Annotated in this window: 21 protein-coding genes and 2 tRNA genes; 17 read left to right on the top strand and 6 right to left on the bottom strand. The window is 72.1% G+C overall.

The window, feature by feature from the left end; translation table 11 throughout:
* Positions 1 to 7: 7 nt before the first annotated feature.
* On the bottom strand, positions 8 to 1,126 hold the full coding sequence (locus tag ACFYNP_RS08980) for a M48 family metallopeptidase (RefSeq protein WP_388783922.1): 1,119 nt from the start codon (positions 1,124 to 1,126) through the stop codon (positions 8 to 10).
* A gap of 110 nt (positions 1,127 to 1,236) precedes the next feature.
* Between ACFYNP_RS08980 and ACFYNP_RS08975 the strand changes: the two genes are divergently transcribed.
* The 9 genes from ACFYNP_RS08975 (at position 1,237) to ACFYNP_RS08935 (ending at position 6,270) form a co-directional block, all read left to right on the top strand.
* The gene (locus tag ACFYNP_RS08975) at positions 1,237 to 1,410 is read left to right on the top strand and encodes a hypothetical protein (protein WP_159030427.1); all 174 of its coding nucleotides are present in this window, start codon (positions 1,237 to 1,239) and stop codon (positions 1,408 to 1,410) included.
* Positions 1,411 to 1,491: 81 nt separating this feature from the next.
* The gene (locus ACFYNP_RS08970) at positions 1,492 to 1,653 is read left to right on the top strand and encodes a hypothetical protein (protein WP_167153229.1); all 162 of its coding nucleotides are present in this window, start codon (positions 1,492 to 1,494) and stop codon (positions 1,651 to 1,653) included.
* Between the two features lie 37 nt (positions 1,654 to 1,690).
* A complete protein-coding gene (gene nadD, locus ACFYNP_RS08965; RefSeq protein WP_100578252.1) occupies positions 1,691 to 2,308 on the top strand; it encodes a nicotinate-nucleotide adenylyltransferase in 618 nt (205 codons plus the stop codon).
* Between the two features lie 46 nt (positions 2,309 to 2,354).
* The gene (locus ACFYNP_RS08960; RefSeq protein ID WP_388783919.1) at positions 2,355 to 4,100 is read left to right on the top strand and encodes an LCP family protein; all 1,746 of its coding nucleotides are present in this window, start codon (positions 2,355 to 2,357) and stop codon (positions 4,098 to 4,100) included.
* Between the two features lie 207 nt (positions 4,101 to 4,307).
* Positions 4,308 to 4,745: a ribosome silencing factor gene (gene rsfS, locus ACFYNP_RS08955; RefSeq protein WP_100578254.1), complete on the top strand. Its 438-nt coding sequence runs from the start codon at positions 4,308 to 4,310 to the stop codon at positions 4,743 to 4,745.
* The gene (locus ACFYNP_RS08950; protein WP_388408465.1) at positions 4,742 to 5,395 is read left to right on the top strand and encodes a histidine phosphatase family protein; all 654 of its coding nucleotides are present in this window, start codon (positions 4,742 to 4,744) and stop codon (positions 5,393 to 5,395) included. The genes rsfS and ACFYNP_RS08950 overlap by 4 nt, the downstream gene beginning before the upstream one ends.
* 112 nt (positions 5,396 to 5,507) lie before the next feature.
* A tRNA-Ala gene (locus ACFYNP_RS08945) sits at positions 5,508 to 5,580 on the top strand.
* A 283-nt stretch (positions 5,581 to 5,863) separates the two neighbouring features.
* Entirely contained in the window at positions 5,864 to 6,034 is a 171-nt protein-coding gene (locus ACFYNP_RS08940; RefSeq protein WP_388407468.1) for a hypothetical protein, read from the top strand.
* A gap of 2 nt (positions 6,035 to 6,036) precedes the next feature.
* Entirely contained in the window at positions 6,037 to 6,270 is a 234-nt protein-coding gene (locus ACFYNP_RS08935; RefSeq protein WP_053726163.1) for a hypothetical protein, read from the top strand.
* Here the strand turns inward: ACFYNP_RS08935 and ACFYNP_RS08930 are convergent.
* On the bottom strand, positions 6,239 to 7,438 hold the full coding sequence (locus ACFYNP_RS08930) for a glycosyltransferase 87 family protein (RefSeq protein ID WP_388783916.1): 1,200 nt from the start codon (positions 7,436 to 7,438) through the stop codon (positions 6,239 to 6,241). The genes ACFYNP_RS08935 and ACFYNP_RS08930 overlap by 32 nt on opposite strands.
* A gap of 120 nt (positions 7,439 to 7,558) precedes the next feature.
* On the opposite strand from ACFYNP_RS08930, the gene ACFYNP_RS08925 reads away from it, so the two are divergent.
* Positions 7,559 to 7,631 (top strand) — tRNA-Ala (locus ACFYNP_RS08925).
* Positions 7,632 to 7,703: 72 nt separating this feature from the next.
* Here ACFYNP_RS08925 and ACFYNP_RS08920 read toward each other — a convergent pair.
* Positions 7,704 to 9,263 carry a ferredoxin gene (locus ACFYNP_RS08920; protein ID WP_388783914.1) on the bottom strand — a complete coding sequence of 520 codons (1,560 nt, stop codon included), beginning with the start codon at positions 9,261 to 9,263 and terminating at the stop codon, positions 7,704 to 7,706.
* A gap of 28 nt (positions 9,264 to 9,291) precedes the next feature.
* Positions 9,292 to 10,524 carry a hypothetical protein gene (locus ACFYNP_RS08915; RefSeq protein ID WP_388783911.1) on the bottom strand — a complete coding sequence of 411 codons (1,233 nt, stop codon included), beginning with the start codon at positions 10,522 to 10,524 and terminating at the stop codon, positions 9,292 to 9,294.
* Between the two features lie 416 nt (positions 10,525 to 10,940).
* On the opposite strand from ACFYNP_RS08915, the gene leuS reads away from it, so the two are divergent.
* From leuS to ACFYNP_RS08890, 5 genes are all read left to right on the top strand, one after another.
* On the top strand, positions 10,941 to 13,814 hold the full coding sequence (leuS, locus tag ACFYNP_RS08910; protein WP_388783908.1) for a leucine--tRNA ligase: 2,874 nt from the start codon (positions 10,941 to 10,943) through the stop codon (positions 13,812 to 13,814).
* Positions 13,815 to 13,933: 119 nt separating this feature from the next.
* Entirely contained in the window at positions 13,934 to 14,686 is a 753-nt protein-coding gene (locus ACFYNP_RS08905) for a hypothetical protein (RefSeq protein WP_388783906.1), read from the top strand.
* Positions 14,687 to 15,009: 323 nt separating this feature from the next.
* On the top strand, positions 15,010 to 15,855 hold the full coding sequence (locus tag ACFYNP_RS08900) for a DegV family protein (protein WP_388407487.1): 846 nt from the start codon (positions 15,010 to 15,012) through the stop codon (positions 15,853 to 15,855).
* Positions 15,856 to 16,546: 691 nt separating this feature from the next.
* Positions 16,547 to 17,275, top strand: a complete 729-nt coding sequence (locus ACFYNP_RS08895; protein WP_388783903.1) for a helix-hairpin-helix domain-containing protein — start codon at positions 16,547 to 16,549, stop codon at positions 17,273 to 17,275.
* A complete protein-coding gene (locus ACFYNP_RS08890; protein ID WP_388783901.1) occupies positions 17,272 to 19,890 on the top strand; it encodes a ComEC/Rec2 family competence protein in 2,619 nt (872 codons plus the stop codon). The genes ACFYNP_RS08895 and ACFYNP_RS08890 overlap by 4 nt, the downstream gene beginning before the upstream one ends.
* Before the next feature lie 173 nt (positions 19,891 to 20,063).
* Here the strand turns inward: ACFYNP_RS08890 and ACFYNP_RS08885 are convergent, their stop codons facing one another.
* On the bottom strand, positions 20,064 to 20,528 hold the full coding sequence (locus ACFYNP_RS08885; RefSeq protein ID WP_388407496.1) for a pyridoxamine 5'-phosphate oxidase family protein: 465 nt from the start codon (positions 20,526 to 20,528) through the stop codon (positions 20,064 to 20,066).
* Positions 20,529 to 20,837: 309 nt separating this feature from the next.
* Between ACFYNP_RS08885 and ACFYNP_RS08880 the strand changes: the two genes are divergently transcribed.
* Complete coding sequence (locus ACFYNP_RS08880) at positions 20,838 to 21,725, top strand: YceI family protein (protein ID WP_388783898.1); 888 nt, start codon at positions 20,838 to 20,840, stop codon at positions 21,723 to 21,725.
* 158 nt (positions 21,726 to 21,883) lie between these two features.
* Here the strand turns inward: ACFYNP_RS08880 and ACFYNP_RS08875 are convergent, their stop codons facing one another.
* Positions 21,884 to 22,150: a hypothetical protein gene (locus ACFYNP_RS08875; protein ID WP_376213059.1), complete on the bottom strand. Its 267-nt coding sequence runs from the start codon at positions 22,148 to 22,150 to the stop codon at positions 21,884 to 21,886.
* Between the two features lie 74 nt (positions 22,151 to 22,224).
* Between ACFYNP_RS08875 and holA the strand changes: the two genes are divergently transcribed.
* The gene (gene holA, locus ACFYNP_RS08870; RefSeq protein ID WP_388407501.1) at positions 22,225 to 23,211 is read left to right on the top strand and encodes a DNA polymerase III subunit delta; all 987 of its coding nucleotides are present in this window, start codon (positions 22,225 to 22,227) and stop codon (positions 23,209 to 23,211) included.
* The last annotated feature ends 458 nt before the right edge of the window (positions 23,212 to 23,669 follow it).

Genomic DNA, 23,669 nt, shown 5'->3' with positions numbered 1-23,669 from the left:
CGCTGTCTCAGCCCTTTCCGTCCCCGTTCTGCTCCGGCTTTCCGTCCGTCGGGCCGTCGTCCTGGCCGGGCTCCTTGCCGGAGGCCGAGGACGAGGGCCGTGTCCCGGCACCCGTGAACCTGTCCCTCAGCTTGCCGCCCAGATCCGCCGTGCCGCCCGCGATGTCACCGACCAGCTTCATCAGCGGGTCCTTGCTGCTCTTGACCGAGTCGGCGTAGGAAGCCGCGGACTCCCGGAAGGAGTCGGTCACCGAGGTGTCCTTGTCCTGGTCGCGGCGCGGGTAGTGACCGTCCATGATCCGCTGGTAGTCGCGGGTCTCGGCCCACTTCTTCAGCTCGGCGGCGCGCACCGTGGTGAACGGGTGGGTGCGGGGCAGCACATTGAGGATCTTCAGCACCGAGTCGCGCAGGTCGCCCGCCGACTCGTACTCCTCGGCCTGCTCCAGGAACGCGTCCACGTTCATCTCGTGCAGGTGGTTGCCGCCCGCTATCTTCATCAGGCCCCGCATCGAGGCCTTCAGGTCCTGGCCCACCAGCAGACCCGCCCGGTCCGCGGACAGCTCCGACTTGCGGAACCATTCGCGCAGCGCGGTGACGATCGCCATGATCGCCACGTTGCCCAGCGGGATCCAGGCGACCTTCAGGGCGAGGTTGGTGAGGAAGAGCAGGATCGTGCGGTAGACGGAGTGGCCGGAGAGGGCGTGCCCCACCTCGTGGCCGACGACCGCGCGCATCTCCTCCTCGTCGAGCAGCTCGACCAGGCCCGTCGTCACTACGATGATCGGCTCGTCGAGGCCGATGCACATCGCGTTCGGCTGCGGGTTCTGCGTCACGTACATCGGGGGGACCTTCTCCAGGTCCAGGATGTAACAGGCGTCCCGCAGCATGGAGTTGAGGTGGGTGAACTGGGCGTCGCCGACCCGTACCGAATCCGAGAGGAACATGAGTCTCAGGCTCCGCTCGGGCAGCAGCCCGCTCAGCGCCTTGAAGACGGTGTCGAAGCCGGTCAGCTTGCGCAGCGCGACCAGCGCCGAGCGGTCCGCGGGGTGTTCGTAGGCCCGGGAGGAGATCCCGGGGAACCTGCGCCGCTGCCTGCTCGGCACGTTGTCGTTGATGTCCTCGGTCATGGGTGCCCCCTGTCGTTCGAGTCGTCGGCTCGTCCCCCTGACGACATCCACATTAGGCGGTGGCGATACCGTGGCCCGGGGGCCTGTGGATAACTTCGAGGAGACCTGCCATGCCCGACACCATGCCGGACGTCGTCACCGCTCTCGCCTCAGCGTCCGGCCAGGGGCCGGGTGCGCTGCTGCGGATCCTGCTGCTCGGCTCGATGGTCGGAGCGGCCCTCCTGGCCTGGTTCCTGCTGCGCGGATACCGCTCGAACGGCGGCGACGACAACAAGAACGACTGAGTCGGCGTGAGCGTGCCCGGACCGCCCGCATACGATGTGGGCGAAGTCTCCGCCCCGACTCCCGGATAGGTCCTGCCGAAGATGAGCCTCCACAGCACCGCCGCCAACCTGGTCTCGCTCGCCGAAGGCGCCGAGCACGGTGGCAACCACGAAAGCCTCCAGCCCTGGTTGACGGGCGGCGGCGCGCTGTTCGCCCTCCTCCTCCTGCTGTGGATCACCACCCGCTTCAACCGCGACCGCTGAGTCGGGCCGAAAAGCCGGGCCAGTAGGCTCTGCACGCATGGGAGAGCAGGAAGTGCCTACCGGTCCGGTGAAGCGTCGCATCGGCGTGATGGGCGGAACGTTCGATCCGATCCATCACGGACACCTCGTGGCCGCCAGTGAGGTGGCCTCGCAGTTCCACCTGGACGAGGTCGTGTTCGTGCCGACCGGGCAGCCGTGGCAGAAGAGCCACAAACTGGTCTCCCCGGCCGAGGACCGCTATCTGATGACGGTCATCGCCACCGCGTCGAACCCCCAGTTCTCGGTCAGCCGCATCGACATCGACCGCGGCGGTGCGACGTACACCATCGACACACTGCGGGATCTGCGCGAGCGCAACAGCGACGCGGACCTCTTCTTCATCACCGGTGCCGACGCGCTCGGCCAGATCCTCACCTGGCGCGACGCCGAGGAACTGTTCTCGCTGGCCCATTTCATCGGTGTGACCCGGCCCGGCCACGTCCTGACGGACGACGGGCTGCCCGAGGGCGGTGTCTCGCTGGTGGAGGTGCCGGCCCTGGCGATCTCCTCGACGGACTGCCGGGCACGGGTCGCGCAGGGCGACCCCGTCTGGTATCTGGTTCCGGATGGTGTGGTCCGCTACATCGACAAGCGCCAGCTGTATCGCGGCGAGTGAGTCCAGCTGTACCGCCTGTACGTCGGCGAGTGAGAGAAGGCCACCGGTGAACGACCGCCAGTACGACCCGTATGCGCCCCAGGTGCAGCTGGTCGGATACGACGAGTACGGCCGGCCGGTGTACCAGCAGGTCCCGCCGCAGCAGCAGGCGTACGACCCGTACGCCCAGCCGCAGGACCCCCAGCAGCAACAGCCCCAGCAGCAGGGGTACGGGTACGACCAGACCTATGTGCCGCAGCAGTCCACGTACGACCCGTACGGGCAGCAGCAGGCAGGGCAGCAGTCGCAGCAGCCGACGTCGGACCCTCGGGTTCAGCAGGCCTCGCAGGCGCAGCAGCCCCAACGGCCCCAACAGGCCCAGCAGTTCACGGAGACCCAGGCGTTTCCGCAGCAGGGCTACGGGCACGACTACGGCACCGCCCAGCAGTCCGCCGTCCAGGAACCCGTGGCGGACCCGGAGCCGCAGGGCGCGCCCGTGGTGCCCCAGCAGCGCAGGGACGGGAAGGCCGCGGGAGGTGAACGCGGCCCCGGTACCGAGGAGTTCGCGTTCATAGAGGAGCCCGACGAGGACTCCGAGGACGTCATCGACTGGCTCAAGTTCACCGAGAGCCGCAGCGAACGCCGCGAGGAGGCCAAGCGCCGCGGACGCAAGCGGGGCGTGGCGCTCATCGTGGCGTTCGTCCTGGTCGTGGTGGGCGGCGTCGGTTATCTGTGGTTCGCCGGAAAGCTTCCCGGCCTCTCGTCGTCCTCGGATTCCAAGAAGGACGGCGCCGCCCCGGTCGGGGCGCAGAAGCGGGACGTCATCGTCGTCCACCTGCACAACACCAAGGCGGGCGGCACCTCCACGGCGCTTCTCGTCAACAACGTGACCACCAAGCAGGGCACCACCGTGCTGCTGCCGAACACGCTCGCCGTGACCGACGACGACGGCAATCGCACCACGCTGGGCAAGTCGGTGGACTCCGACGGCTCGCAGGGCACCCGCGACGCGCTCTCCAACCTGCTCGGCGCCAAGATCACCGGCAGCTGGCGGCTCGACACCCCGTACCTGGAGAACCTCGTCGACCTCGTCGGAAACATCGACATCAGTACGGACACCGACGTCCCCGGCGCCAAGCAGGGCGGCGACCCGCTGGTGAAGAAGGGCGACGACCAGACCCTCACCGGACAGATGGCCGTCGCCTACGCCACCTACCGTGGCCCCGGCGAGGCCGAGACCAAGCAGCTCCAGCGGTTCGGCACGGTGATGTACGGCGTGCTGCGCAAGATCTCCGACGATCCGAAGGCGGCCACCATCACCGTCCAGACGCTCGCGCAGATCCTCGACCCCTCGCTGCCCGAGAGCGACCTGGGCGCCTCCCTGGCCAAGCTCGCCGAGCACGCCAAGATCGGCGCGTACAAGACGGCGCTCCTGCCCGTGCAGCCCGACGGCACCCTGAGCCAGCAGGCCAGTGACAGCGTGGTCAAGGACGTGCTCGGCGGCAAGCTCGGCGGCGGAGCGGACCAGGGCTCCGCGCTTCGGGTCGGCGTGAAGAACGCCAGCGGCAACAGCAAGGCCGCCGAAGCCGCCCGGGTCGCCCTCGTCAATGGTGGCTACACCTTCATCGACGCCGGAAGCGCCGGTTCGCAGGCCGCCTCGCAGGTCCTGTACGGCGACGCGGCGAAGAAGGCGAACGCCGTCGAGGTCGCCAAGACGCTCGGCCTGCCGGACAGCGCCGTCAAACAGGGCGGCGCGGCCGCCAACGCGGATGTGTCGGTCGTGATCGGCAAGGACTACAAGGCGCCGAAGTGAAAGGCCGCAGGGCGCTGAAGTGAAGGGCCGCGCGGTGCTGAAGTGAAGGGCCGCGCGGTGCTGAAGTGAAGGGCCGCGCGGTGCTGAAGTGAAGGGCCGCGTGGCGTCGGGGTGAGGGCCCCGGAGTAATGCTTTCGGGGCTGTCGGCGGTCCGTGAGATCCTGGAAACCGATCTGATCCGATCTGACCGCCGACGAAAGCCTGCTTGTGACCGCCACGGACCGTTCCATCGAGCTCATCACCGCCGCCGCTCAGGCGGCTGCCGACCGGCTCGCGCACGACATCATCGCGTACGACGTTAGTGATGTGCTGTCGATCACCGACGCCTTCCTGCTCGCCTCCGCGCCCAACGACCGCCAGGTCAAGTCGATCGTCGACGAGATCGAGGAGCGGCTCAACAAGGAGCTCGGCGCCAAGCCGGTGCGCCGCGAGGGCGACCGCGACGCCCGCTGGATCCTGCTCGACTACGTCGACATCGTCGTGCACGTCCAGCACAGCGAGGAGCGTGTCTTCTACGCCCTGGAGCGCCTGTGGAAGGACTGCCCCGAGCTGCCGCTCCCGGACGACGCCATGAAGACCCGCGGCAAGGCGGCCGAGCACGCCGCGCTGACCGGCGCCGACGAGACGGACGGTGAGCTGAGCTGAACGGCACCAAGGGCGGCCGGGGCCGCCGCATAGTCCTGTGGAGGCACGGCCAGACGGCCTGGAACCTGGAACGCCGCTTCCAGGGCTCCACGGACATCGAGCTGACCGAGACGGGCATCGGCCAGGCGCATCGGGCCGCGCGCCTGCTGGCCGCGCTGAAGCCGGACGCGATCGTGGCGTCCGACCTTCAGCGGGCCGCCGCCACCGCCGCCGAGCTGGCGGCCGTGACCGGGCTGCCGGTCGAGCACGACTCGGGCCTGCGGGAGACGTACGCGGGCGCCTGGCAGGGGCTCACGCACGAGGAGATCGTCGGCCAGTACGGCGAGCAGTACGCCGCGTGGAAGCGGGGCGAGCCGGTGCGCCGGGGCGGCGGCGAGCTGGAGACCGAGGTCGCCGACCGGGCCGCCCCGGTCGTGCTGCGCCATGCCGACAAGCTGCCCGACGGCGGCACCCTCGTCGTCGTCAGCCACGGCGGCACCATCCGCACCACCATCGGCCGCCTCCTCGGGCTGGAGGCGCACCACTGGGAAGGCCTCGGCGGCCTCACCAACTGTTGCTGGTCCGTCCTCGGCGAGGGCGCGCGCGGCTGGCGCCTGCTGGAACACAACGCCGGCACGCTGCCCGAGCCGGTCCTCGGCGACGACGACTAACCGCTGCTCAGAGGCGGTGACAGGCGGATTTCACTTTCCGGCAGGTCACAGGCTAAAGTTCTTCTTGTTCGCAGCGAGGGACCGCCGAAGAAGCGGGAACGAGCCGAACAGCGGGGCTATAGCTCAGTTGGTAGAGCGCCTGCATGGCATGCAGGAGGTCAGGAGTTCAATTCTCCTTAGCTCCACAGTCAAGATCCCGCCCCTCAGGGGGCGGGATCTTCTTGTTGTCCGGCCAGAACCGGTCGTCCGGCCAGAACCGGTCGTCCGGCGGAGTCCTGTCCTCCGGCGAACGGGGGGGCGCGCGCATCGGTCCGCGCGCCGCAGGAGCGCTCCTTCGCACCGACAGTCCTGTCCGTCCTGGGCTGCCTGTCCGATCTCGTACGGTGACGGCACCGACCTTCTTGCGAGGGCATGGCAGAATCGGGACGGCCGGAGGGGGACGACGGACCGAACGGGAGGGAGCGCGCGATGCCCGCGAGTCGCGAAGAATTCCCGCAGCCGTCCGGCGGACCGCGTGCCTCGGCTTCCAGCGCCCCCCTGAGCTGCCCGTCCTGCGGCTCCGCACACGTCGCCCAGATGCTCGGCGACAACGGCGGAGTGTCCTACGTGTGCACGGCCTGCGGCCACAGCTGGAGCTGAACATGGGTGCACACAGGCGGAAATGCGACTGGTGCGGCAGTGGTACGCCCATCGTCAGGGACATGGATCCGGTCAACACCGACTATCAGTACTGGTGCGAGGAATGCGCCCGGGCGCTGATCATAAAGGGCGACCCGATCGAGACCTACCGGGAACTTGAGGGCGAGCCGATCTACGGCCGTCTCCTCGAAGCGCACTGCACGCTCAAGCGCTTCTACTCCTTCGCGACGGCCTGAGCGCCGCCAGCACGAGGAAACCCGCCCCGGCCAGCGGATAGAGCGCCGAGAGCGCCATCTGGCCGCCGCTCTGGGCCAGTTCGGGCCGGCTCGTGCCATGCGGGACCCACCAGAGCGCGTACGTGCAGAAGACGGCCCCGAACAGCGCCCAGCGCGACCTCTCGGCCACGAGCAGCACCACCACCGGCACGCACCACACCCAGTGGTGCGACCAGGACACCGGGCTCACCAGAAGCGCCGTCACGGCGCAGGCCGTCGCGGCCCAGGCCCGCTCCCCGAGCAGTTCGGCGCGTACCGCGACGGCGAGACCGAGCACCGCCGTGACGGCCGCGGCCGCCGTCCACCACGGGCCGGGATCGCCGGTGTGCAACAGCCGGGCCAGCACCCCGCGCAGCGACTGGTTGGCGGTGTCCTCGGCGTGACCGACCCGGCCGGCCTCGAACACCATCGACGTCCAGAAGCGCACCGAGTCACGGGGGAGCGCCACCGCGGCCGACGCCGTGGCCGCGCAGAACACGGCGGTGGCCCTGATGGTGACGGCGAGCGGAAAGTTCCCGGCGCCGCTCCTCCTTCGGATGACGGCGGTGATCAGCAGGAAGAGTCCGAACAGGGCGGGCGTGAGCTTCAGCGCGGCGGCGAGGCCGATGCCGGTGCCTGCCCAGCGGCCGCCCCGCTCACGGGTGAGGTCCCAGAGCACGGCGACCGCGAGCAGCAGATTGATCTGGCCGTAGCGCAAGGTGGTCCACACCGGCTCGCACCAGACGGCGAGCGCGGCGATCCACAGCGCAGCCCCGGGCCGGCGCAGGCCCGCGAGCCGCAGCGACAGCTCGGCCAGCGCGACCAGCAGCCCCAGGTTCGCGACGGTCGCCAGCGCCCGCAGCTCGGGGACGTCGAACAGGGTGAGCGGGGTGAACAGCAGGGCCGCGAAAGGCGGGTAGGTGGTGGGCAGCTGCGCCCGGGTGGCACGCATCGCGTAGAGGTCGGCGCCGGCCCGCACCGTCTGGCCCTCGGCGCGGTAGACCAGCAGGTCGATCATCGAGACCCCGGCCGCCCGCTGAGCGGCCCAGAACACCGCGAAGGACAGCAGGCAGACGGCGGCCGCGAGCGGCACGGGACGGCGGGCGGAGGGGAAGCGGGCAGCGGTGCGCGCCAGTACCTTCACGGTCACGAAGGTGGACGTTACCGCCCTTCTCCGTACAGAACGGAAACCGATTTGGTGAAGCACCGGGGTGACCGTGTAATGTTCTCGATGTCGCCGCGGGAAACCGGACGACAAAGAAGTAAACAAGGGGCTATAGCTCAGTTGGTAGAGCGCCTGCATGGCATGCAGGAGGTCAGGAGTTCAATTCTCCTTAGCTCCACAGTAAAGAGGGCGGGCCATCCGAATCGGATGGCCCGCCCTCTTGTTGTGCCTGGCTTGTGATCGGAGACGGTCAACTCCGGCCGCTGCCCAGGGCCTTGCGGCTGACCTGGGGGAGCGCGGCCGGGGCCTGCTCGATCCGGAGCGCGAGCGCCGGGCAGCGGCGCACGGCCCGTTGGGCGCGCCCCCGCAGATGCATCGGCACGGTGGCGTCGGCGACCAGGGGGTAGCCGTCCGGGCCGAGCCGGATCAGTTCCGGCACGATGTCCGCGCAGAGTCCGTGGCCCTCGCAGAGCGTCCAGTCGACCAGTACCTTCTCGCCGCTCGGCACGCCCTCTTCGCGATAGCCCGCCGCGGGCAGCGGCAGCACACCGACCGTGGGCCGGCCGCAGCCCCCGCCGAGCACATGGGCCGCCAGGTCGTCCGTGAACGCGGCCAGCGTGGATGCGAGGAAGCGGGCCGAGCCGTCGGGGTGCTTGCAGGCGCCGCGGCCCTTCACCGCACCCGTCACCTCGCGCAGCGCCTCCAGGGCGGCCGGCCCGCCGCCGTTCAGCACATCGGCGAGCCCGCCGGCCGCGGCCGGAAGGCCCAGCCTGCACGGGCCGCACTGGCCCGCCGTCTCCGCCGCGAGCCAGTCGGCCACCCGAAGCGCCTCGCCGAGCGCACACGTGCCCGGGCCGATCGGCAGGATGGCGCCGGCCCCGAGGGCCCCGCCGAGCGCCGAGAGCGAGGCGCGCGAGACGGCCGCGTCGTGGGCGGCCACCGAGTTCAGCCAGCTGCCGTGGTAGCCGCCGGTCAGCACGCCCTGGGGCAGCGAGGGCGCCCCGGCCAGTTGGAGGACGTACCGCAGCGGTACTCCGGTGGGGACCTCGATCACCATCGGGCGGGCGACCGCCCCGGACAACGTCAGGAGGACGGTGCCGGGTTCGCCCGGCTCGCCGGTGTTGCGGAAGCGGCGCGGGCCGAGCCGGGCGGCCACCGCGAGCTGCGCGAAGGTCTCGGCGTTGGAGAGCAGCGTCGGGGCGCCGCCGACACCCGATTCGGCGGCCCGCTCGCGGCGGCCGGGCGGCAGGGCCGGCCCGCCGTCCACGGCCCGGATCACGGCGGATGCCTCGCCGGACACCATGCGCTCGGGGGTGCGGACCACGCGGGCGCGCAAGGGCGAGCTGCGCTTGTCGGCCAGGCCGCGCTCATCGAGGGCGGCACGCACCGAGGCCTCGGTTGAATCGCGGGTGACGGCGATCACCAGCGTGCGGGCACCGAGGGCCTCGGCGGCCAGCAGGGCGCCGTCCAGGACGAGATGGGGGGCCCGGCACACCAGGACGGTGTCCTTGCGGCAGGCGGGCTCTCCCTCGCTCGCGTTGACGACGACGACCGGGCGTATGCCGCGCCGGATCGCCGCGGAGGCCACCGCCCGCAGTTTGCGGCCGAAGGGGAAACCGGCGCCGCCGCGGCCGTTGAGCGCGATGTCGTCGGCGAGCTTGGCGAGGCGTTCGCCGTCGACCGGCTTCAGCGGGCCGTGCACCTTGAGGTGCATCGGCAGGGCCAGGCGCTCGACGAGGTCGAAGCCCGCGGTCAGATGGGGCAGGCCGACGACGCGGACTTCGGGAACATCGGGGAGGGGCGTGTTCATGGTCGTACTCCTGCGGTTGCGGGCACCGTCACGGGCGTTCTCCCGAGGAACCCGGCTGCGAATGCCAGGGTTCGCCGGCGGCCGGCGGCTGGTAGGGCGCGGACGGCGCGGGGGCGGGCAGCGGCTCGGGGGGACGCGGAGCGGGCGCGGGCCAGCGGGAGGGCGGGGGAGTGGAGGGAGCCAGGGAGACCGCGCGGTAGCCCGCCGAGATGCCGGTGCCCGCGTGGCCGCGGACCTGCTGCCCGGCGGCCGGACGATAGCGGGGAGGGGCCTCGTGCGGGGGCTCGTACAGGGCGTGCGGCTGCTCGAACTGCCGTGTCCCTTCGAGGAGTTCCTCGGGGGGCTGCGCACTTCGCAGCGGCTGCGTCGGCCGCGCCTCATAAGAGGTTGCGCCCAGGGGTTCGTAGGGCGGCTCGAAGGCCGACTGTCCGTAACCCGTCGAACTCGGCGAACCCGGCGCCTCGTACGGCTCGAACGAGGGTGGTGTCGTGGGCCGCGGCGGCACGGCGGGCTCCGGCCGCTCGCCCTGCGGGCGCCCGCTCTCCGGGCGCGGGCGGATGGCGGCGAGCCGGGCGGCGATGCGGCGCTTGACCGGGCGGGGGAGCGCGCGTACGGCCAGCGCGCCCGCGACTCCCGCCAGGCTCAGGGCGTACATCGCGACGACCCAGCCGGCCGGTGGGCGGCCCGCGTACAGGCCGTGCACCAGCGCCGAGCACCAGGCCGGATAGGCCAGCATGTGCACCGCGCGCCAGCGGCTCGCGATGCGGCCCGGGGTGGCGAAGGCGCTGCGCATCGCTCCCGTCGCGGCCGTGAGGACCATCAGGAGACCGGCGAGCGACCCGAAGCCGATCAGGCCGGACGCGCCGGTCATGCCCAGCCCGAACGGGACCACGGCGCCGAGCAGGCCGACATGGCCGAGCGCGATCTTGACGGTGACGTGAAGCAGCAGGAAGCCGATGGAGGCGACCGCGGTCGCGCGGTGGACGGCCTGCGCCATGAGGCGGTCGCGTGGGGTGAGGAAGAGGCGGTCGGTGGCCAGCAGGCCCCAGGCGACGGAGGCGGTCAGGGAGACCAGGGACAGGACGCCGGAGGTGAAGTCCAGGGCGGCGCGCAGGGCGCCCGACGAGAGGAGTGCCAGCGGCGGTATGAGCAGGGCGACGACGCCGAGTGCGGCGGCGGAGAGCCCGCCCCTGCGGGCCGGACGGCCCCGGGCGGTGTTCTGGCGCGGGCGGAGCGGATGGAGCGGATTGCGAGGTTTCATGGTGGGGCGACTCCGAATGGTTCGGCAAAGCGGTCCCGTGGCGGCATGCTAGGTCGCCCCATACCAGCCGGTACGGGGTTTGAGCGGTTGCCCCAGAAGAGGGCGGTACGCGGGGTAACCTCGCCCCGGGCACCCCCCGGGGGCATGTGCGGCGCCCAGGGGCACCCCAGCCGGCACCCCCCCACGGGTACTCCGTGCGGCCCTTGCGGGGCCTGCGGTACCCTGACGCCATGCGTGCCGTACGCCTTCTGCTTAGCGAGCCGCGCTGAACACTCCCGACCGATGAAGAGATCCGGTCGGACTCGGCGCGGCGCCCCCTCCTGTGCGAGGGGTTTTTTCGTTTGGCGATTCGATGGCGGATCGACGGACGAACGCTCGTAACCGCTGGCAGAGACGATCGATGGAGCTTTGAGGACATGAGCGAGACGAATACCGCTGCCGCCGCAGAGACGGCCGCGCCGCACCGCTACACGGCGGCCATGGCCGCCGACATCGAGGCACGCTGGCAGGACTTCTGGGACGCCGACGGCACCTACGCGGCGCCGAACCCGACGGGCGACCTGGCCGGTGACCCGGCGGTGGCCGCACGGCCCAAGAAGTTCATCATGGACATGTTCCCGTACCCCTCGGGCTCGGGTCTGCACGTCGGCCACCCGCTGGGCTACATCGCCACCGACGTCTACGCCCGCCACCAGCGCATGACCGGCCACAACGTGCTGCACACGCTGGGCTTCGACGCCTTCGGCCTGCCCGCCGAGCAGCACGCGGTCGCCACCGGCACGCACCCGCGGGTGTCGACCGAGGCCGCCATGGACAACATGAAGCGCCAGCTGCGCCGGCTGGGCCTGGGCCACGACAAGCGCCGGTCGATCGCGACGATCGACCCGGAGTACTACAAGTGGACGCAGTGGATCTTCCTGCAGATCTTCAACTCCTGGTACGACACCGACGCGCAGAAGGCCCGCCCGATCGCCGAGCTGGTCGCCGCGTTCGAGGACGGCAGCCGTGAGGTCCCCGGCGGCCGTGACTGGGCCGCCCTGAGCGAGGCCGAGCGCGCCGATGTCCTGGGCGGGTACCGCCTGGCGTACGCCTCCGACGCGCCGGTCAACTGGTGCCCGGGCCTGGGCACCGTCCTGGCCAACGAGGAGGTCACCGCCGACGGCCGCTCCGAGCGCGGCAACTTCCCCGTCTTCAAGTCCAAGCTGCGCCAGTGGAACATGCGGATCACCGCCTACGCGGACCGTCTGATCGACGACCTGGACGCGCTGGACTGGCCGGACGCCATCAAGCTGCAACAGCGCAACTGGATCGGCCGCTCCGAGGGTGCCCGCGTCGACTTCAAGGTCACCGACACCGACGCCATCACCGTCTTCACGACCCGTCAGGACACCCTGTTCGGCGCGACCTACATGGTCCTGGCGCCCGAGCACGAGCTGGTCGACGCGATCGTCCCGGCCGCCTGGCCCGAGGGCACCCACGACGTGTGGACGGGCGGCCACGCCTCCCCGGCCGAGGCCGTCGCCAAGTACCGCGCGTTCGCCGCGGCCAAGTCGGACGTGGAGCGCCAGGCCGACGCCAAGGAGAAGACCGGCGTCTTCACCGGCGCGTTCGCCACCAACCCGGTGAGCGGCGAAAAGGTTCCCGTCTTCATCGCCGACTACGTCCTGATGGGGTACGGCACCGGCGCGATCATGGCCGTCCCGGCGCACGACACCCGTGACTTCGCCTTCGCGCGCGCCTTCGAGCTGCCCATGCGCTGCGTCGTGCAGCCCGACGACGACCGCGGCACCGACCCCTCGACGTGGGACGATGCCTTCGGCTCCTACGAGGCGAAGCTGGTCAACTCCGCCAACGCCGACATCTCGCTGGACGGCCTGGGCGTCGTCGAGGCCAAGGCGAAGATGACCGACTGGCTGACCGAGCGCGGCATCGGCGAGGGCACCGTCAACTTCCGGCTGCGCGACTGGCTGTTCAGCCGCCAGCGCTACTGGGGCGAGCCCTTCCCGATCGTCTACGACGAGGACGGCATCGCCCACTCGCTGCCCGAGTCGATGCTGCCCCTGGAGCTGCCGGAGGTCGACGACTACTCGCCGCGCACCTTCGAGCCCGACGACGCCGACACCTCGCCGGAGACCCCGCTGTCCCGCAACGAGGACTGGGTGAACGTCGAGCTGGACCTGGGCGACGGCGTCAAGAAGTACCGCCGCGAGACCAACACCATGCCCAACTGGGCGGGTTCCTGCTGGTACGAGCTGCGCTACCTGGACCCGCACAACAGCGACAAGCTGGTCGACCCGGCCATCGAGCAGTACTGGATGGGCCCCCGCGAGGGCATGCCCACCGGCGGCGTGGACCTGTACGTCGGCGGTGCCGAGCACGCCGTACTGCACCTGCTGTACGCACGCTTCTGGTCCAAGGTCCTGTTCGACCTGGGCCACATCTCGTCGGCCGAGCCGTTCCACAAGCTGTACAACCAGGGCATGATCCAGGCGTACGTCTACCGGGACGGCCGCGGCTTCCCGGTGCCGGCCGCCGAGGTCGAGGAGCGCGACGGGAAGTTCTTCCACGCGGGCGAGCCCGTCAAGCGCGAGCTGGGCAAGATGGGCAAGTCCCTGAAGAACGCGGTCACTCCGGACGAGATCTGCACCGAGTACGGCGCCGACACCCTGCGCCTGTACGAGATGGCGATGGGCCCGCTGGACGTCTCGCGTCCCTGGGACACCCGCGCGGTCGTCGGCCAGTACCGGCTGTTGCAGCGGCTGTGGCGCAACATCGTCGACGAGGCGACCGGCGAGGTCACCGTCACCGACGCCGAGCCCGACGAGGCGACGCTGCGCGCCCTGCACAAGGCGATCGACGGCGCCGGCGGCGACCTGGCGGGGCTGCGCTTCAACACCGCCATCGCCAAGATCACCGAGCTGAACAACCACCTGACCAAGGCGGGCGGCCCGCTGGCACGACCGGTCGCCGAACAGCTGGTGCTGCTGATCGCCCCGCTGGCCCCGCACATCGCCGAGGAGCTCTGGCGCAAGCTGGGCCACACCGACTCCGTGGTGCACCGCGACTTCCCGGTCGCCGACCCGGCATACGTCGTGGACGAGGCCGTGACCTGCGTCGTCCAGATCAAGGGCAAGGTCAAGGCCCGCCTGGAGGTCCCGCCGACCATCTCCGACGACGAGCTGGAGAAGCTGGCGCTTGCCGACGAGGGCGTCGTCGCGGCACTGGACGGCGCGGGCATCCGCAAGGTCATCGTGCGCGCGCCGAAGCTGGTGAACATCGTCCCCGCCTAAGGGCGAAACGGCACCGGGGGCTTTCCCCTGCGGGCAGGTTGGGGGTTCCGCGGGAACCCACCGCCTGCCCGTTCCGTTTACGGTGGAGGGGATGATGCCGACCGACCGAGGGGACGTTCATGGAAGCCGCGATCCTGATCATGGCGCTGCTGTTCGTCGCCTTCGTGGCGCTCGGCGTGTACGTGACGGTCAAGGTGGTCGGCGCCGCCAAGCGCGGTGTGGAGCACACGGTCACCCAGGCGCGGCGGACGGTGGAGGACACCACGCTGAGGGCCAGGAGCGTGGGCCAGCCCGGCGTCGCCGGCCAGCTCGCCCAGTTGCGGCTCTCGCTGCGCACCTCGATGCGGGCGACCCAGGAGGCGCTGCAGGCGCGCCTGGCCGAGGACGCGTCCCTCAGGGAGTCGCTCGCCCTGTTCGAGCGGCTCAGCGGGCACGGCCACGAGCTGGACGACGAGCTGAGGCGCCTGGAGCGCGAGCCGGACAAGCGCAAGATCGCGGACCGGATGCCGGAGCTCCGCGAGCGCACCGAGCGGATCACGCACTCCGCGGACTCGCTGCGCTGGGCGGCCCGCGACCGGGCACGCCAGTTCGCCGACGACGACCTCTCCTCGCTCAGCCAGCAGATCGAGATGGAGTCGGGTGCCCTGCGGGACTGGTCGGTCAAGGGCCCCACGACGGGTGAACGCCCCTCCAGGGACGACGCTCCGGGCCACCCCGCACCGCACACCCAGACACCGCAGGCCCAGACACCGCACACCCAGACACCGCAGGCCCAGACACCGTACGTCCAGGCACCGCAGGCGATAGGCCCGAAGCAGCAGCCGGTGACCTACCCCTGGCAGAAGGCGCCCCGCCCCGAGGCGACCAGCTGATCAAGCACCCGTGACCGACGAGCACGCCGGCCTCGAAGGAAGCGAGCTGATGGCGCGTCCGTGGGTGCCCGTCCCGATGCGATGGGCTGATCACGTCTCGACGGGTGCCCGCCCCGGTGCGGTGAGCTGATCACGTCTCGGTGAGTCTCTGTCCGGACGTGATGGGCTGATCACGCCTCCGTGGATGCCCGTCCAGAAGCCCTGGGCCGCTTCGGCGAACAGCAGGTCAAGGCGCTGGAACAGGCCCCAGCGGCTGACCCGAACTGATCATTGCCCAGGGGCCGGACTGCCGCGCGACGCCCTCGGCAGGTAACCTCCCGCTCATGTCCCGCCATGTCGCGATCGTCACCGATTCCACGGCCTATCTGCCGCCGCAGACGATGGAGCGGCACCACATCACCGCAGTGCCACTGACCGTTGTCCTGGGGGACCAGGCGCTGGAGGAGGGCACCGAGATCTCGGCCCGCTCCCTCGCGCTCGCCCTGCAGAAACGACGCCCCGTCACCACTTCCCGGCCCAGCCCGGAGGTATTCGCGGCCGCCTACCGCAAGGTCGCCGAAGCAGGGGCGACCGCGATCGTCTCCCTGCATCTGTCGGCCGAGATCTCCGGCACCTACGACGCCGCCGTGCTGGCCGCCAAGGACGCGCCGGTGCCGGTTCGGGTCGTCGACACCGGCATGGTCGCGATGGCCCTCGGCTTCTGCGCGCTGTCCGCGGCCGAGGTCGCCGAGGCGGGCGGGACGCTGGACGAGGCGGTGGCCGCCGCCGAGAAGCGGGCCGGCGCCACCTCCGCCTTCTTCTACGTCGACACCCTGGACTACCTGCGCAGGGGCGGCCGGATCGGCGCCGCGCAGGCCCTGCTCGGCTCGGCCCTCGCGGTCAAGCCGCTGCTCCAGCTCGACGGCGGCCGGGTCGACATGCTGGAGAAGGTGCGCACCGCCTCGAAGGCCATCGCACGCCTTGAGGAGATCGTGGTCGAGCGGGCCGGGAGCAGCCCGGTCGACATCGCCGTGCACCATCTCGCGGCACCCGACCGCGCCACCGCGCTCGCCGACCGGCTGCGGGCGCGGGTGCCGGGTCTGGTCGACCTGCACATGAGCGAGGTCGGTGCGGTGATCGGGGCGCATACGGGACCGGGGCTGCTGGGCGCCATCGTCTCTCCGCGCTGAGCGGGCCCGCCAGCCGGACGAGGGCCGCCCGCTCCGGAGAGTCCTCTCCTCCCGCTCCGGGGGCGTCCCCTCCTCAGCTCCGTCAATTCCCTCAGCTTCCTCAACTCCCTCCTACGAGTGGCCGAGTTATCCACAACTGGCCGGTTTTCCACGGAAATTGAGGGTGCGCAGCGGGCTGGGGCCCGGGTGCCTAACGTCTCGTGACATGGCAATCCGATCACCACGCACCGCCACGAGCGGACCGGGCCGGGCCGCCGGCTCGGACGGCCGCACCCGCCCCGGTCACGGCCGCCGGCGCCGCATCGCCCCGGCTCACGCATCCGTCCTGACCGCACGCAGGCGCGCGGACGCGCTCTTCCTGCCGCCCCCGCCGGGCACGGCAGCCCCGCCGCACGAACCCGCCGCGCGGACGGCACGGGCCCTTGGGCGGTTGGCGCGTATGCCCGACGGCTACCGCGTCCTGCCTGGCGGGGCCGAGGGCCCGACGGCCGCTTCGGCCCTGCCGCCAGCTCCGGCTCCGGCCCCGGCTTCGGCCCTGCCGCCGGTCCCGGCCCCGGCTTCGACCCTGTCGCCGGCCCCGTCATCCGCGCCATCCTCGGCCCCGCTTTCGGTCCTGTCCGAGACGTCGGCCGGCCTCCCCCCGAGTGCCGCCCTCGCCGCCCCCGGTGTGCGTGCACGGCTCGGGGCGGCCGTGCGGGAGAGGCTTCCGCTGTGGGCCCAGTCGAGATGCGGGCTCGCGCCGCGCAGCCTGGCCGCGCTGTGCGTGGTGCTGGTGGTCGCGGCGGGGTTCGCCGTCCATCACTTCTGGGCCGGGCGGCCGCAGTCCGTGCGCGCTCCCGAACTGGTCGACGGGGCTGAGCCGACGCCGTCGGGGTCTCCACCTGCGGCCGGGGGAAAGCGGGCGGCCCACGGCTCCGGGAGCGGAGCAGCGGGCGCCGACGCGCCGCCCCGACCGGTGGCGAACGCCGCGCCGTCGCCGGTGGGAGTGCTCGTGGTGGACGTGGGCGGGAAGGTGCGGCGGCCCGGGATCTACCGGCTACCCAGCGGGTCCCGGGTGGCCGACGCGCTGGCGGCGGCGGGCGGTGTACGCGAGGGCGCGGATCTGACGGGCCTCAGCCGGGCGCGGCCACTCGCGGACGGCGAGCAGGTGCTGGCCGGGATGCCGGGCGGGGCTCCGGCCGGACCGGGTTCCGGCGCCGGAAGCGGCGGCTCCGTCGGCGGAGCCGGCGGGCCGGTCAGTCTCAACTCCGCCTCGGTGGACCAGTTGGACGGGCTGCCCGGCGTCGGCCCGGTGCTCGCGCAGCACATCGCGGACTACCGCGCCCAACACGGCGGCTTCCGCTCCGTCGATGAACTGCGCGAGGTCAATGGGATCGGCGAGCGAAGGTTCAACGACCTTCAGCCTCTGGTGCGGTTGTGAACCGCATCGACGTCCACGCCGAGGCCGGCCACCGGCTGGGCGCGGCCAACCCCTTCCGGGAGGGCCCGACGGACCTGCGCCTGGTCGGCCCCGCGCTCGGGGCGTGGGCCGGTACGGCAGCGGCGGTCAACGCAGCGGCGGATGAGGCCGGTTGGGGAGTGGCCGTGTGCCTCGCGGTGGCCGGAGTGCTGGTGGCGCCGACGGCTGGGCGAGCGCTCGCGCGGCGGCTGGCGGAGATGAAGCCGGGGGCGCGACGGGAGCCGTACGGGGACGGGGACGGGGACGGGGACGGAGGTGGGGGCGGAGACAGGGGCGGGGGCGGGGCGCGGGGCCCGGGGGGCCGGGCCGGTCAAGGGATCTGGCGGTACCGGGGTGCGGTGGCCGGGGTGCTGGTCTGTGCGGCGGCCGGGATCCTGGCCGGGGGGCTGTATGCCGCCGAGGCGCGCCGGGGGCCGCTGCCCGGGCTCGCGGCCGAGTACCGCCGGGCCACCGTGGAGTTGGTGGTGCGCGCCGACCCGCGGGCGACCCGTTCACCGGGGTGGGGCGGGCCTTCGTTCGCGGTGGACGCGGAGGTCGAACGGGTCCTGGGGCCGGGCGCCAGGACCGCGCTGGTCCGCACTCCGGTCCTCGTGATCGCGCCTGCGAGTTGGCAGGGCCTGCTGCCGTCGACCAGGGTGCGGGTGACCGGGCGGCTCGCACCGGCGGACGGAGCCGTCGCCGCCGTACTGAAGGCGCCGGGCGGCCCGCCCCACATCACGGAGGCGCCAACTGCCGTTCAGCGGCTGGCCGGTGGGCTGAGGTCCGGGTTGCGCGCTGCGGCCGATGGGCTCGCGCCGGATGCGCGGGCACTGCTGCCCGGCCTGGTCGTCGGTGACACCTCGAAGGTGACGCCCGAGTTGAAGGCCGCCTTCGAGGCGACCGACCTCACGCACCTCATGGCCGTGTCCGGGAGCAACCTGGCGATCATGCTGGCGCTGTTGATCGGGGCGCCGGGGCGGGCCCTCCTCGCAGAGCGGGGCGGCCTCGCCCCGAGGCTCGGGATCTCCCTGCGGGCGACCGCCCTGCTGGGCGGGGCGCTCACGCTCGCCTTCGTCGTGGTGTGCCGCCCGGAGCCGAGCGTGCTGCGCGCCGCGGCGTGCGGACTGGTCACCCTGCTGGCCATCGCCACGGGCAGGCGCCGGTCGCTGATCCCGGCCTTGGCCGCCGCCGTACTGCTCCTGGTGCTGTACGCGCCCGAACTGGCCCGCAGTTACGGGTTTCTGCTGTCGGTCCTCGCGACCGGGGCGTTGCTCACGATCGCGCCCGGCTGGGCCGCGGCACTGCGTCGGCGCGGGATGCCGGACCGGCTCACCGAGGTGCTGGCCGCGGCGGGGGCGGCGCAGGCGGTGTGTGCGCCGGTGGTGGCCGTGTTCGCGGAGCGGGTGAGTCTGGTTGCCGTGCCCTGCAATCTGCTGGCCGAACCGGCCGTGGCACTGGCCACGGTCGCGGGCTTCGCCGCACTGGCCGCGGCCCCGATCGCGATGCCGGTCGCCAAGTTCCTTGCCTGGTGTGCTGGTTGGCCCACCGGGTGGATCGCATCGGTGGCCCGTACCGGGGCGGGGCTGCCCGGGGCGCAGTCGCAGTGGCCCGGCGGCTGGCGCGGGGGACTGCTGCTGGCGCTCGTCACCGGGGGCGCGGTGTTCATGGCCCGCCGGCTGCCCCGGCATCCCTGGGCGGCCGCCGCGCTCGCGCTTCTTGTTCTGCTCGCCGTGGTGCGGCCCGCTCCGCTGACCAGGCTGGTCACCGGGTGGCCGCCGCCGGGCTGGTCGTACGCCATGTGCGATGTGGGGCAGGGGGATGCCACGGTGCTTGCCGCCGGAGCGGGATCGGCGGTGGTGGTCGATACGGGGCCGGAGCCTCTGGCGGTGGATCGCTGTCTGCACGAACTCGGCGTGACCCGGATCCCGTTACTGCTGCTCAGCCACTTCCACGCCGATCACGTAGGGGGCCTCGCCGGGGTGTTGCGGGGCCGTTCGGTGGGGGTGATCGAGACGACGGGGTTCTCGGAGCCGCCCGACCAGGCCGCGTTCGTCCGGCGCGTCGCCGCTGCGGGCCGGGTGCCGGTGGTGACGGCCGGATACGGCGAGCGGCGGGCGCTGGGCGGGCTCTCCTGGGAGGTGCTGTGGCCACCGCCGACGCCGGGACCAGGCCCTCCGGGGTCGGGGCCGATGCCGGGGTCGAGACCGGTGCTGGCCCCGGACGGGCCGAACGACGCCAGTGTGACCCTGCTCGTCCGCACCGCCGCCGGGCTGACCCTGCTGCTGCCGGGAGATCTCGAACCGCCTTCCCAGCGTGCCCTGTTGCGGGGGACCCCGGGGCTCGGGCGGGTGGATGTCCTCAAGGTCGCGCATCATGGTTCGGCGCACCAGGAGCCCGCGCTGCTCAGAGCCGTACGTCCGAGGCTGGCGTTGATCTCGGTGGGCCGGGGCAACCGCTACGGCCACCCCGCGCCCGGCACCGTCGCCGTACTGCGGGCACGGGGAGCGGCGGTGCTGCGTACGGACGTGGACGGTGCGATCGCGGTCGCGGGGGTCGGCGAATCGCTGAGGGCCGTGCCGCGGGGGAGGGGCCCGTGAGGCATGACATCGAGGGGAGGGCCCGTAAGGCGCAGGCGCAGGCGCGGCAGCGAGTGGCTTGCCATCGGGTGGCCTGACGGCACGGGCCACCACGTCAAGGGGTGCGACCCATGACCCCGGACGTCAAGGGCCGTGGGATCAAGTTGCTTGCGGCCAAGGACGTTTGGTGAGGGTCAGACGAGCCAGGTTCCTTCGCTCATCAGGTCGCGGTCGGGGATCTCGTCGGCCTCGCGCCAGGCCTGGATGCGCTGGGGGACGACACGGAAGTAGCTGTAGGAGGGGCCGCTGTCACGCTGCGGATCCCAGACGAGCTTGGCGGCGAAGGCGTCCGCCGACGCGGTGGGCAGTTCGCCGGACGGGATGACTGCCGCGGTGCCGGTGATGTGGACGACGTCCCGGGTGTGGCCGAGCGTCACCTGCACCGGGCGGTCGCCGGACTCCAGGTTGCGCAGGGTGGGGTTGGTGTTCCGGGTGCACATCAGGAGCGAGTCGTGTTCCCAGACGAAGGAGAGAGGCATGAGGTGGGGCTCCCCCGAGGTGGAGGCCGTCGCGACCCAGGCGTCCTTGTCCTTTTCGAGACGGGTCAGGACGTCCTGCTTGCGCTGTCCCCGGGAGCGGGGCGGCTCATGTGTCGTCATGTCCCTTCACGCTAGCGGGTGTTGGTGTGCTGGTGCCTCGGGCGCCGGACCTAGGTCCACCGGTCCAGGCCGGAGCCGAGGACGGCCGGAACAGGGGCGGCTTGGCGCACACAAGTGGAATGACCAATTCGGGCCTCTGGTGACAGGTGCCTCAGCAGTGCCCAGGCGCCGCGTTTGCCTCGAACGGCACAACAGTGATCGAATGCGTCTTCGTCAAGGGGTCGCAGTCCTGCTGTGGCGAGGACGGACGAGGATGTCTGCCCCCTGCGCGGCCCGGCAGCAACTTCTTCGCACGGGGGTGCGTGCACAGTGTTCAGCCGCTGGTTCGGCAAGAGCTCGACCAGTTCTCCCCTTCGTTCCGGGCCCCTGGCCGGCCTCTCGGTCCCGCCGACCGCGGGCGTGCTCAGCTGTCGTGTGCTCGACCCCGTCAGCGAGCCCGTCCAGCGGGCCGAGTACGTGGTCAGCGACGCCTCGGGCCGCAAGGTCGTGGCCGGGGAGACCGACCCGTTCGGCACGCTCATCACGACGGTTCCGGCAGGCGAGTACCGGCTGGCCGTCACGGCCGACGGCTATACCCCCTTCCACGGCAGCGCCAGTGTCCCCGCGAGCGGACTCGCCGCGCTCGGCGACGTCACGCTCCAGGTTGCCGCCCCGCCCTCGCTGCCGGACCCGGGCGAGTGGGAACTCGACCCGACGCACTCCCAGATCGGCTTCACCGCGAGCCACATCGGCCTGGCCCGGATCCACGGCCGGTTCAACACGTTCGCCGGGGCCATCCGGATCGGTGAGCGCATGGAGGGGTCGGCGATGCACGTCATCATCGACACCGCGTCCATCGACACCGGGGTCGGCATGCGTGACGACCACCTGCGCTCGGGCGACTTCCTGGACGTCGGGAGCTATCCGACGATGGAGTTCTACAGCGACCGCTTCGTGCACCGGGGCGGCGCCCGGTGGGCGATCATCGGCGGCCTCACGCTGCACGGTGTGAGCCGTACGGTGACGCTGGACACGCAGTACCTGGGCCTGGGGACGGGCCTCGGCGGCGAGACCAGGGGCGCCTGCCGGGCCAGCACCGAGCTGCACCGCGAGGACTTCACGCTCACCTGGCAGACCATGCTGGCGCGGGGGATCGCGGCGATCGGGTCGTCGATCTCGATCGACCTCGACATCCAGGTCGTGCCGAAGGCGGCCTGACCCCCGGCCGGCGGGTGGGCGAGCTGACCGACCCCGGTGCGGGGGACGGCCGGGCCGACCCCGGCGACAGGGCGTCCGGGCCGACTTCGGTCAGGTGCCGTCCGGGCCGACTTCGGTCGCGTGGCGGCCAGGGGCGGCCAGGGGCGGCCCGGGGCGGGTCAGGGAGATTCGAGCCAGCCGTCGTGTTCGGCGACCAAGGTGTCCAGGGCCTTCGGGTCCAGGCGGGCGTCGGGGTCCTCCAGCACGACGAGCCACTGCGCGTCCTCCGCGTCGTCCTCGCCGGCCAGGGCGTCGCGGACCAGCTGGGGTTCCTCGGCGAGGCCGAACAGATCGGTCAGCTCGGTGGCCACCTCCTCGGCGGCGTCGCGGTCCGGGAGCACCAGTACGTGTCGGGTCACATCGTTCACCTGGCCATTCTCCGACATGCCCGGCGGGGTGGAGGGCGCTGGGGGAGCCGGCGGACGGGCGCTGTCAGTGGCCCGTGGGATGCTGGACGGCGATGGCCACCAGGAAGAATTCCACCGACGATCCGCTCGCCCCCGTCACGCTCGCCGTGGGCCAGGAGGACCTGCTGCTCGACCGCGCCGTGCAGCAGGTGGTGGCGGCCGCCCGGGCCGCCGACTCCGACACCGATGTGCGGGACCTGACCTCCGACCAGTTGCAGCCCGGCACGCTGGCCGAGCTGACCAGCCCCTCGCTCTTCGCCGAGCGGAAGGTGGTCGTCGTCCGCAACGCGCAGGACCTGTCGGCGGACACGGTCAAGGACGTGAAGGCGTACCTCGAAGCGCCCGCCGAAGAGATCACCCTGGTGCTTCTCCACGCGGGCGGCGCCAAGGGCAAGGGGCTGCTCGACGCGGCCCGTAAGGCGGGGGCGCGGGAGGTCGCGTGCCCCAAGACGACGAAGCCGGCCGAGCGGCTCACGTTCGTACGGCAGGAGTTCCGGGCGCTGGGACGTTCGGCCACGCCCGAGGCGTGCCAGGCGCTCGTCGACGCCATCGGCAGCGATCTGCGGGAGCTGGCGTCCGCGGCGTCGCAGCTGTGTGCGGACGTGGAGGGCACGATCGACGAGGCGATCGTCGGGCGCTACTACACGGGGCGGGCTGAGGCGTCCAGCTTCACCGTCGCGGACCGGGCGGTGGAGGGGCGGGCCGCGGAGGCGCTGGAGGCGCTGCGGTGGTCGCTGTCGACGGGGGTCGCGCCGGTTCTGATCACCAGCGCGCTGGCGCAGGGGGTGCGGGCGATCGGGAAGCTGTCCTCCGCGCGAGGTGGGCGGCCGGCGGATCTCGCCCGGGAGCTCGGGATGCCGCCGTGGAAGATCGACCGGGTGCGGCAGCAGATGCGGGGGTGGACGCCGGACGGGGTCTCCTTGGCCCTGCGGGCCGTGGCCGAGGCGGATGCGGGGGTGAAGGGCGGGGGGGACGATCCCGAGTACGCCCTGGAGAAGGCCGTCGTCGCCATCGCGCGGGCGGCACGATCGGGGCGCTAGGGCGACACCCCGCCCCCCCTTGAGAGGGGCTTCGACCCCGCCCCTTGTTGTTGGGGCTCCGGTGCGGGTCGTGGTGGGCTGGTCGCGTCGCGGGCCGCGCGGCCCGCGGGGCTCGGGCTGTGCGTGCCCTGCCTCCTTCCCTCCCGGGGGGATCCCTGTTCGTGGGGTGCGGCCTGTCGTGGGCTGGTCGCACGGTTCCCCGCGCCCTTGCAGGGCTGGGCCGTCCCCGTCCGACGTCGTCGCGGCGGGCCGCTCGGCGGTGCCAGGGGACCTGCCCGGACCGGAACTCGGACCTGGTCGGTCCGGGCGGCGCCGTTCCAGTACGGCTCAAGTCCCGCGCTAGTAATGCCCGTTGTCATGGGGCGAGTGCAGTGCGAGGCCGGCGGCCTCCGTGACCCCGGGCGTGCTGTGGACGGGGCCGCACCGGGCAGCGCTCGGCCGTATCCGCCTGACCCGCA

Origin of the sequence: Streptomyces sp. NPDC006691, from assembly GCF_042869955.1 — a bacterium.
GTDB lineage: Bacteria > Actinomycetota > Actinomycetes > Streptomycetales > Streptomycetaceae > Streptomyces.
The sequence above is the reverse complement of the archived record's forward strand: the minus strand, read 5'-3'. Positions and strand labels throughout refer to the sequence as shown.

Coding starts and splice junctions, on each gene's coding strand:
- nadD (WP_100578252.1), top strand. CDS start 1,691: ATGGGAGAGCAGGAAGTGCCTACCGGTCCGGTGAAGCGTCGCATCGGC.
- ACFYNP_RS08915 (WP_388783911.1), bottom strand. CDS start 10,524: ATGAAACCTCGCAATCCGCTCCATCCGCTCCGCCCGCGCCAGAACACC.
- ACFYNP_RS08885 (WP_388407496.1), bottom strand. CDS start 20,528: ATGACGACACATGAGCCGCCCCGCTCCCGGGGACAGCGCAAGCAGGAC.
- ACFYNP_RS08940 (WP_388407468.1), top strand. CDS start 5,864: ATGCCCGCGAGTCGCGAAGAATTCCCGCAGCCGTCCGGCGGACCGCGT.
- ACFYNP_RS08970 (WP_167153229.1), top strand. CDS start 1,492: ATGAGCCTCCACAGCACCGCCGCCAACCTGGTCTCGCTCGCCGAAGGC.
- leuS (WP_388783908.1), top strand. CDS start 10,941: ATGAGCGAGACGAATACCGCTGCCGCCGCAGAGACGGCCGCGCCGCAC.
- holA (WP_388407501.1), top strand. CDS start 22,225: ATGGCCACCAGGAAGAATTCCACCGACGATCCGCTCGCCCCCGTCACG.
- ACFYNP_RS08935 (WP_053726163.1), top strand. CDS start 6,037: ATGGGTGCACACAGGCGGAAATGCGACTGGTGCGGCAGTGGTACGCCC.
- ACFYNP_RS08920 (WP_388783914.1), bottom strand. CDS start 9,263: ATGAACACGCCCCTCCCCGATGTTCCCGAAGTCCGCGTCGTCGGCCTG.
- ACFYNP_RS08900 (WP_388407487.1), top strand. CDS start 15,010: ATGTCCCGCCATGTCGCGATCGTCACCGATTCCACGGCCTATCTGCCG.
- ACFYNP_RS08980 (WP_388783922.1), bottom strand. CDS start 1,126: ATGACCGAGGACATCAACGACAACGTGCCGAGCAGGCAGCGGCGCAGG.
- ACFYNP_RS08975 (WP_159030427.1), top strand. CDS start 1,237: ATGCCCGACACCATGCCGGACGTCGTCACCGCTCTCGCCTCAGCGTCC.
- ACFYNP_RS08875 (WP_376213059.1), bottom strand. CDS start 22,150: ATGTCGGAGAATGGCCAGGTGAACGATGTGACCCGACACGTACTGGTG.
- ACFYNP_RS08905 (WP_388783906.1), top strand. CDS start 13,934: ATGGAAGCCGCGATCCTGATCATGGCGCTGCTGTTCGTCGCCTTCGTG.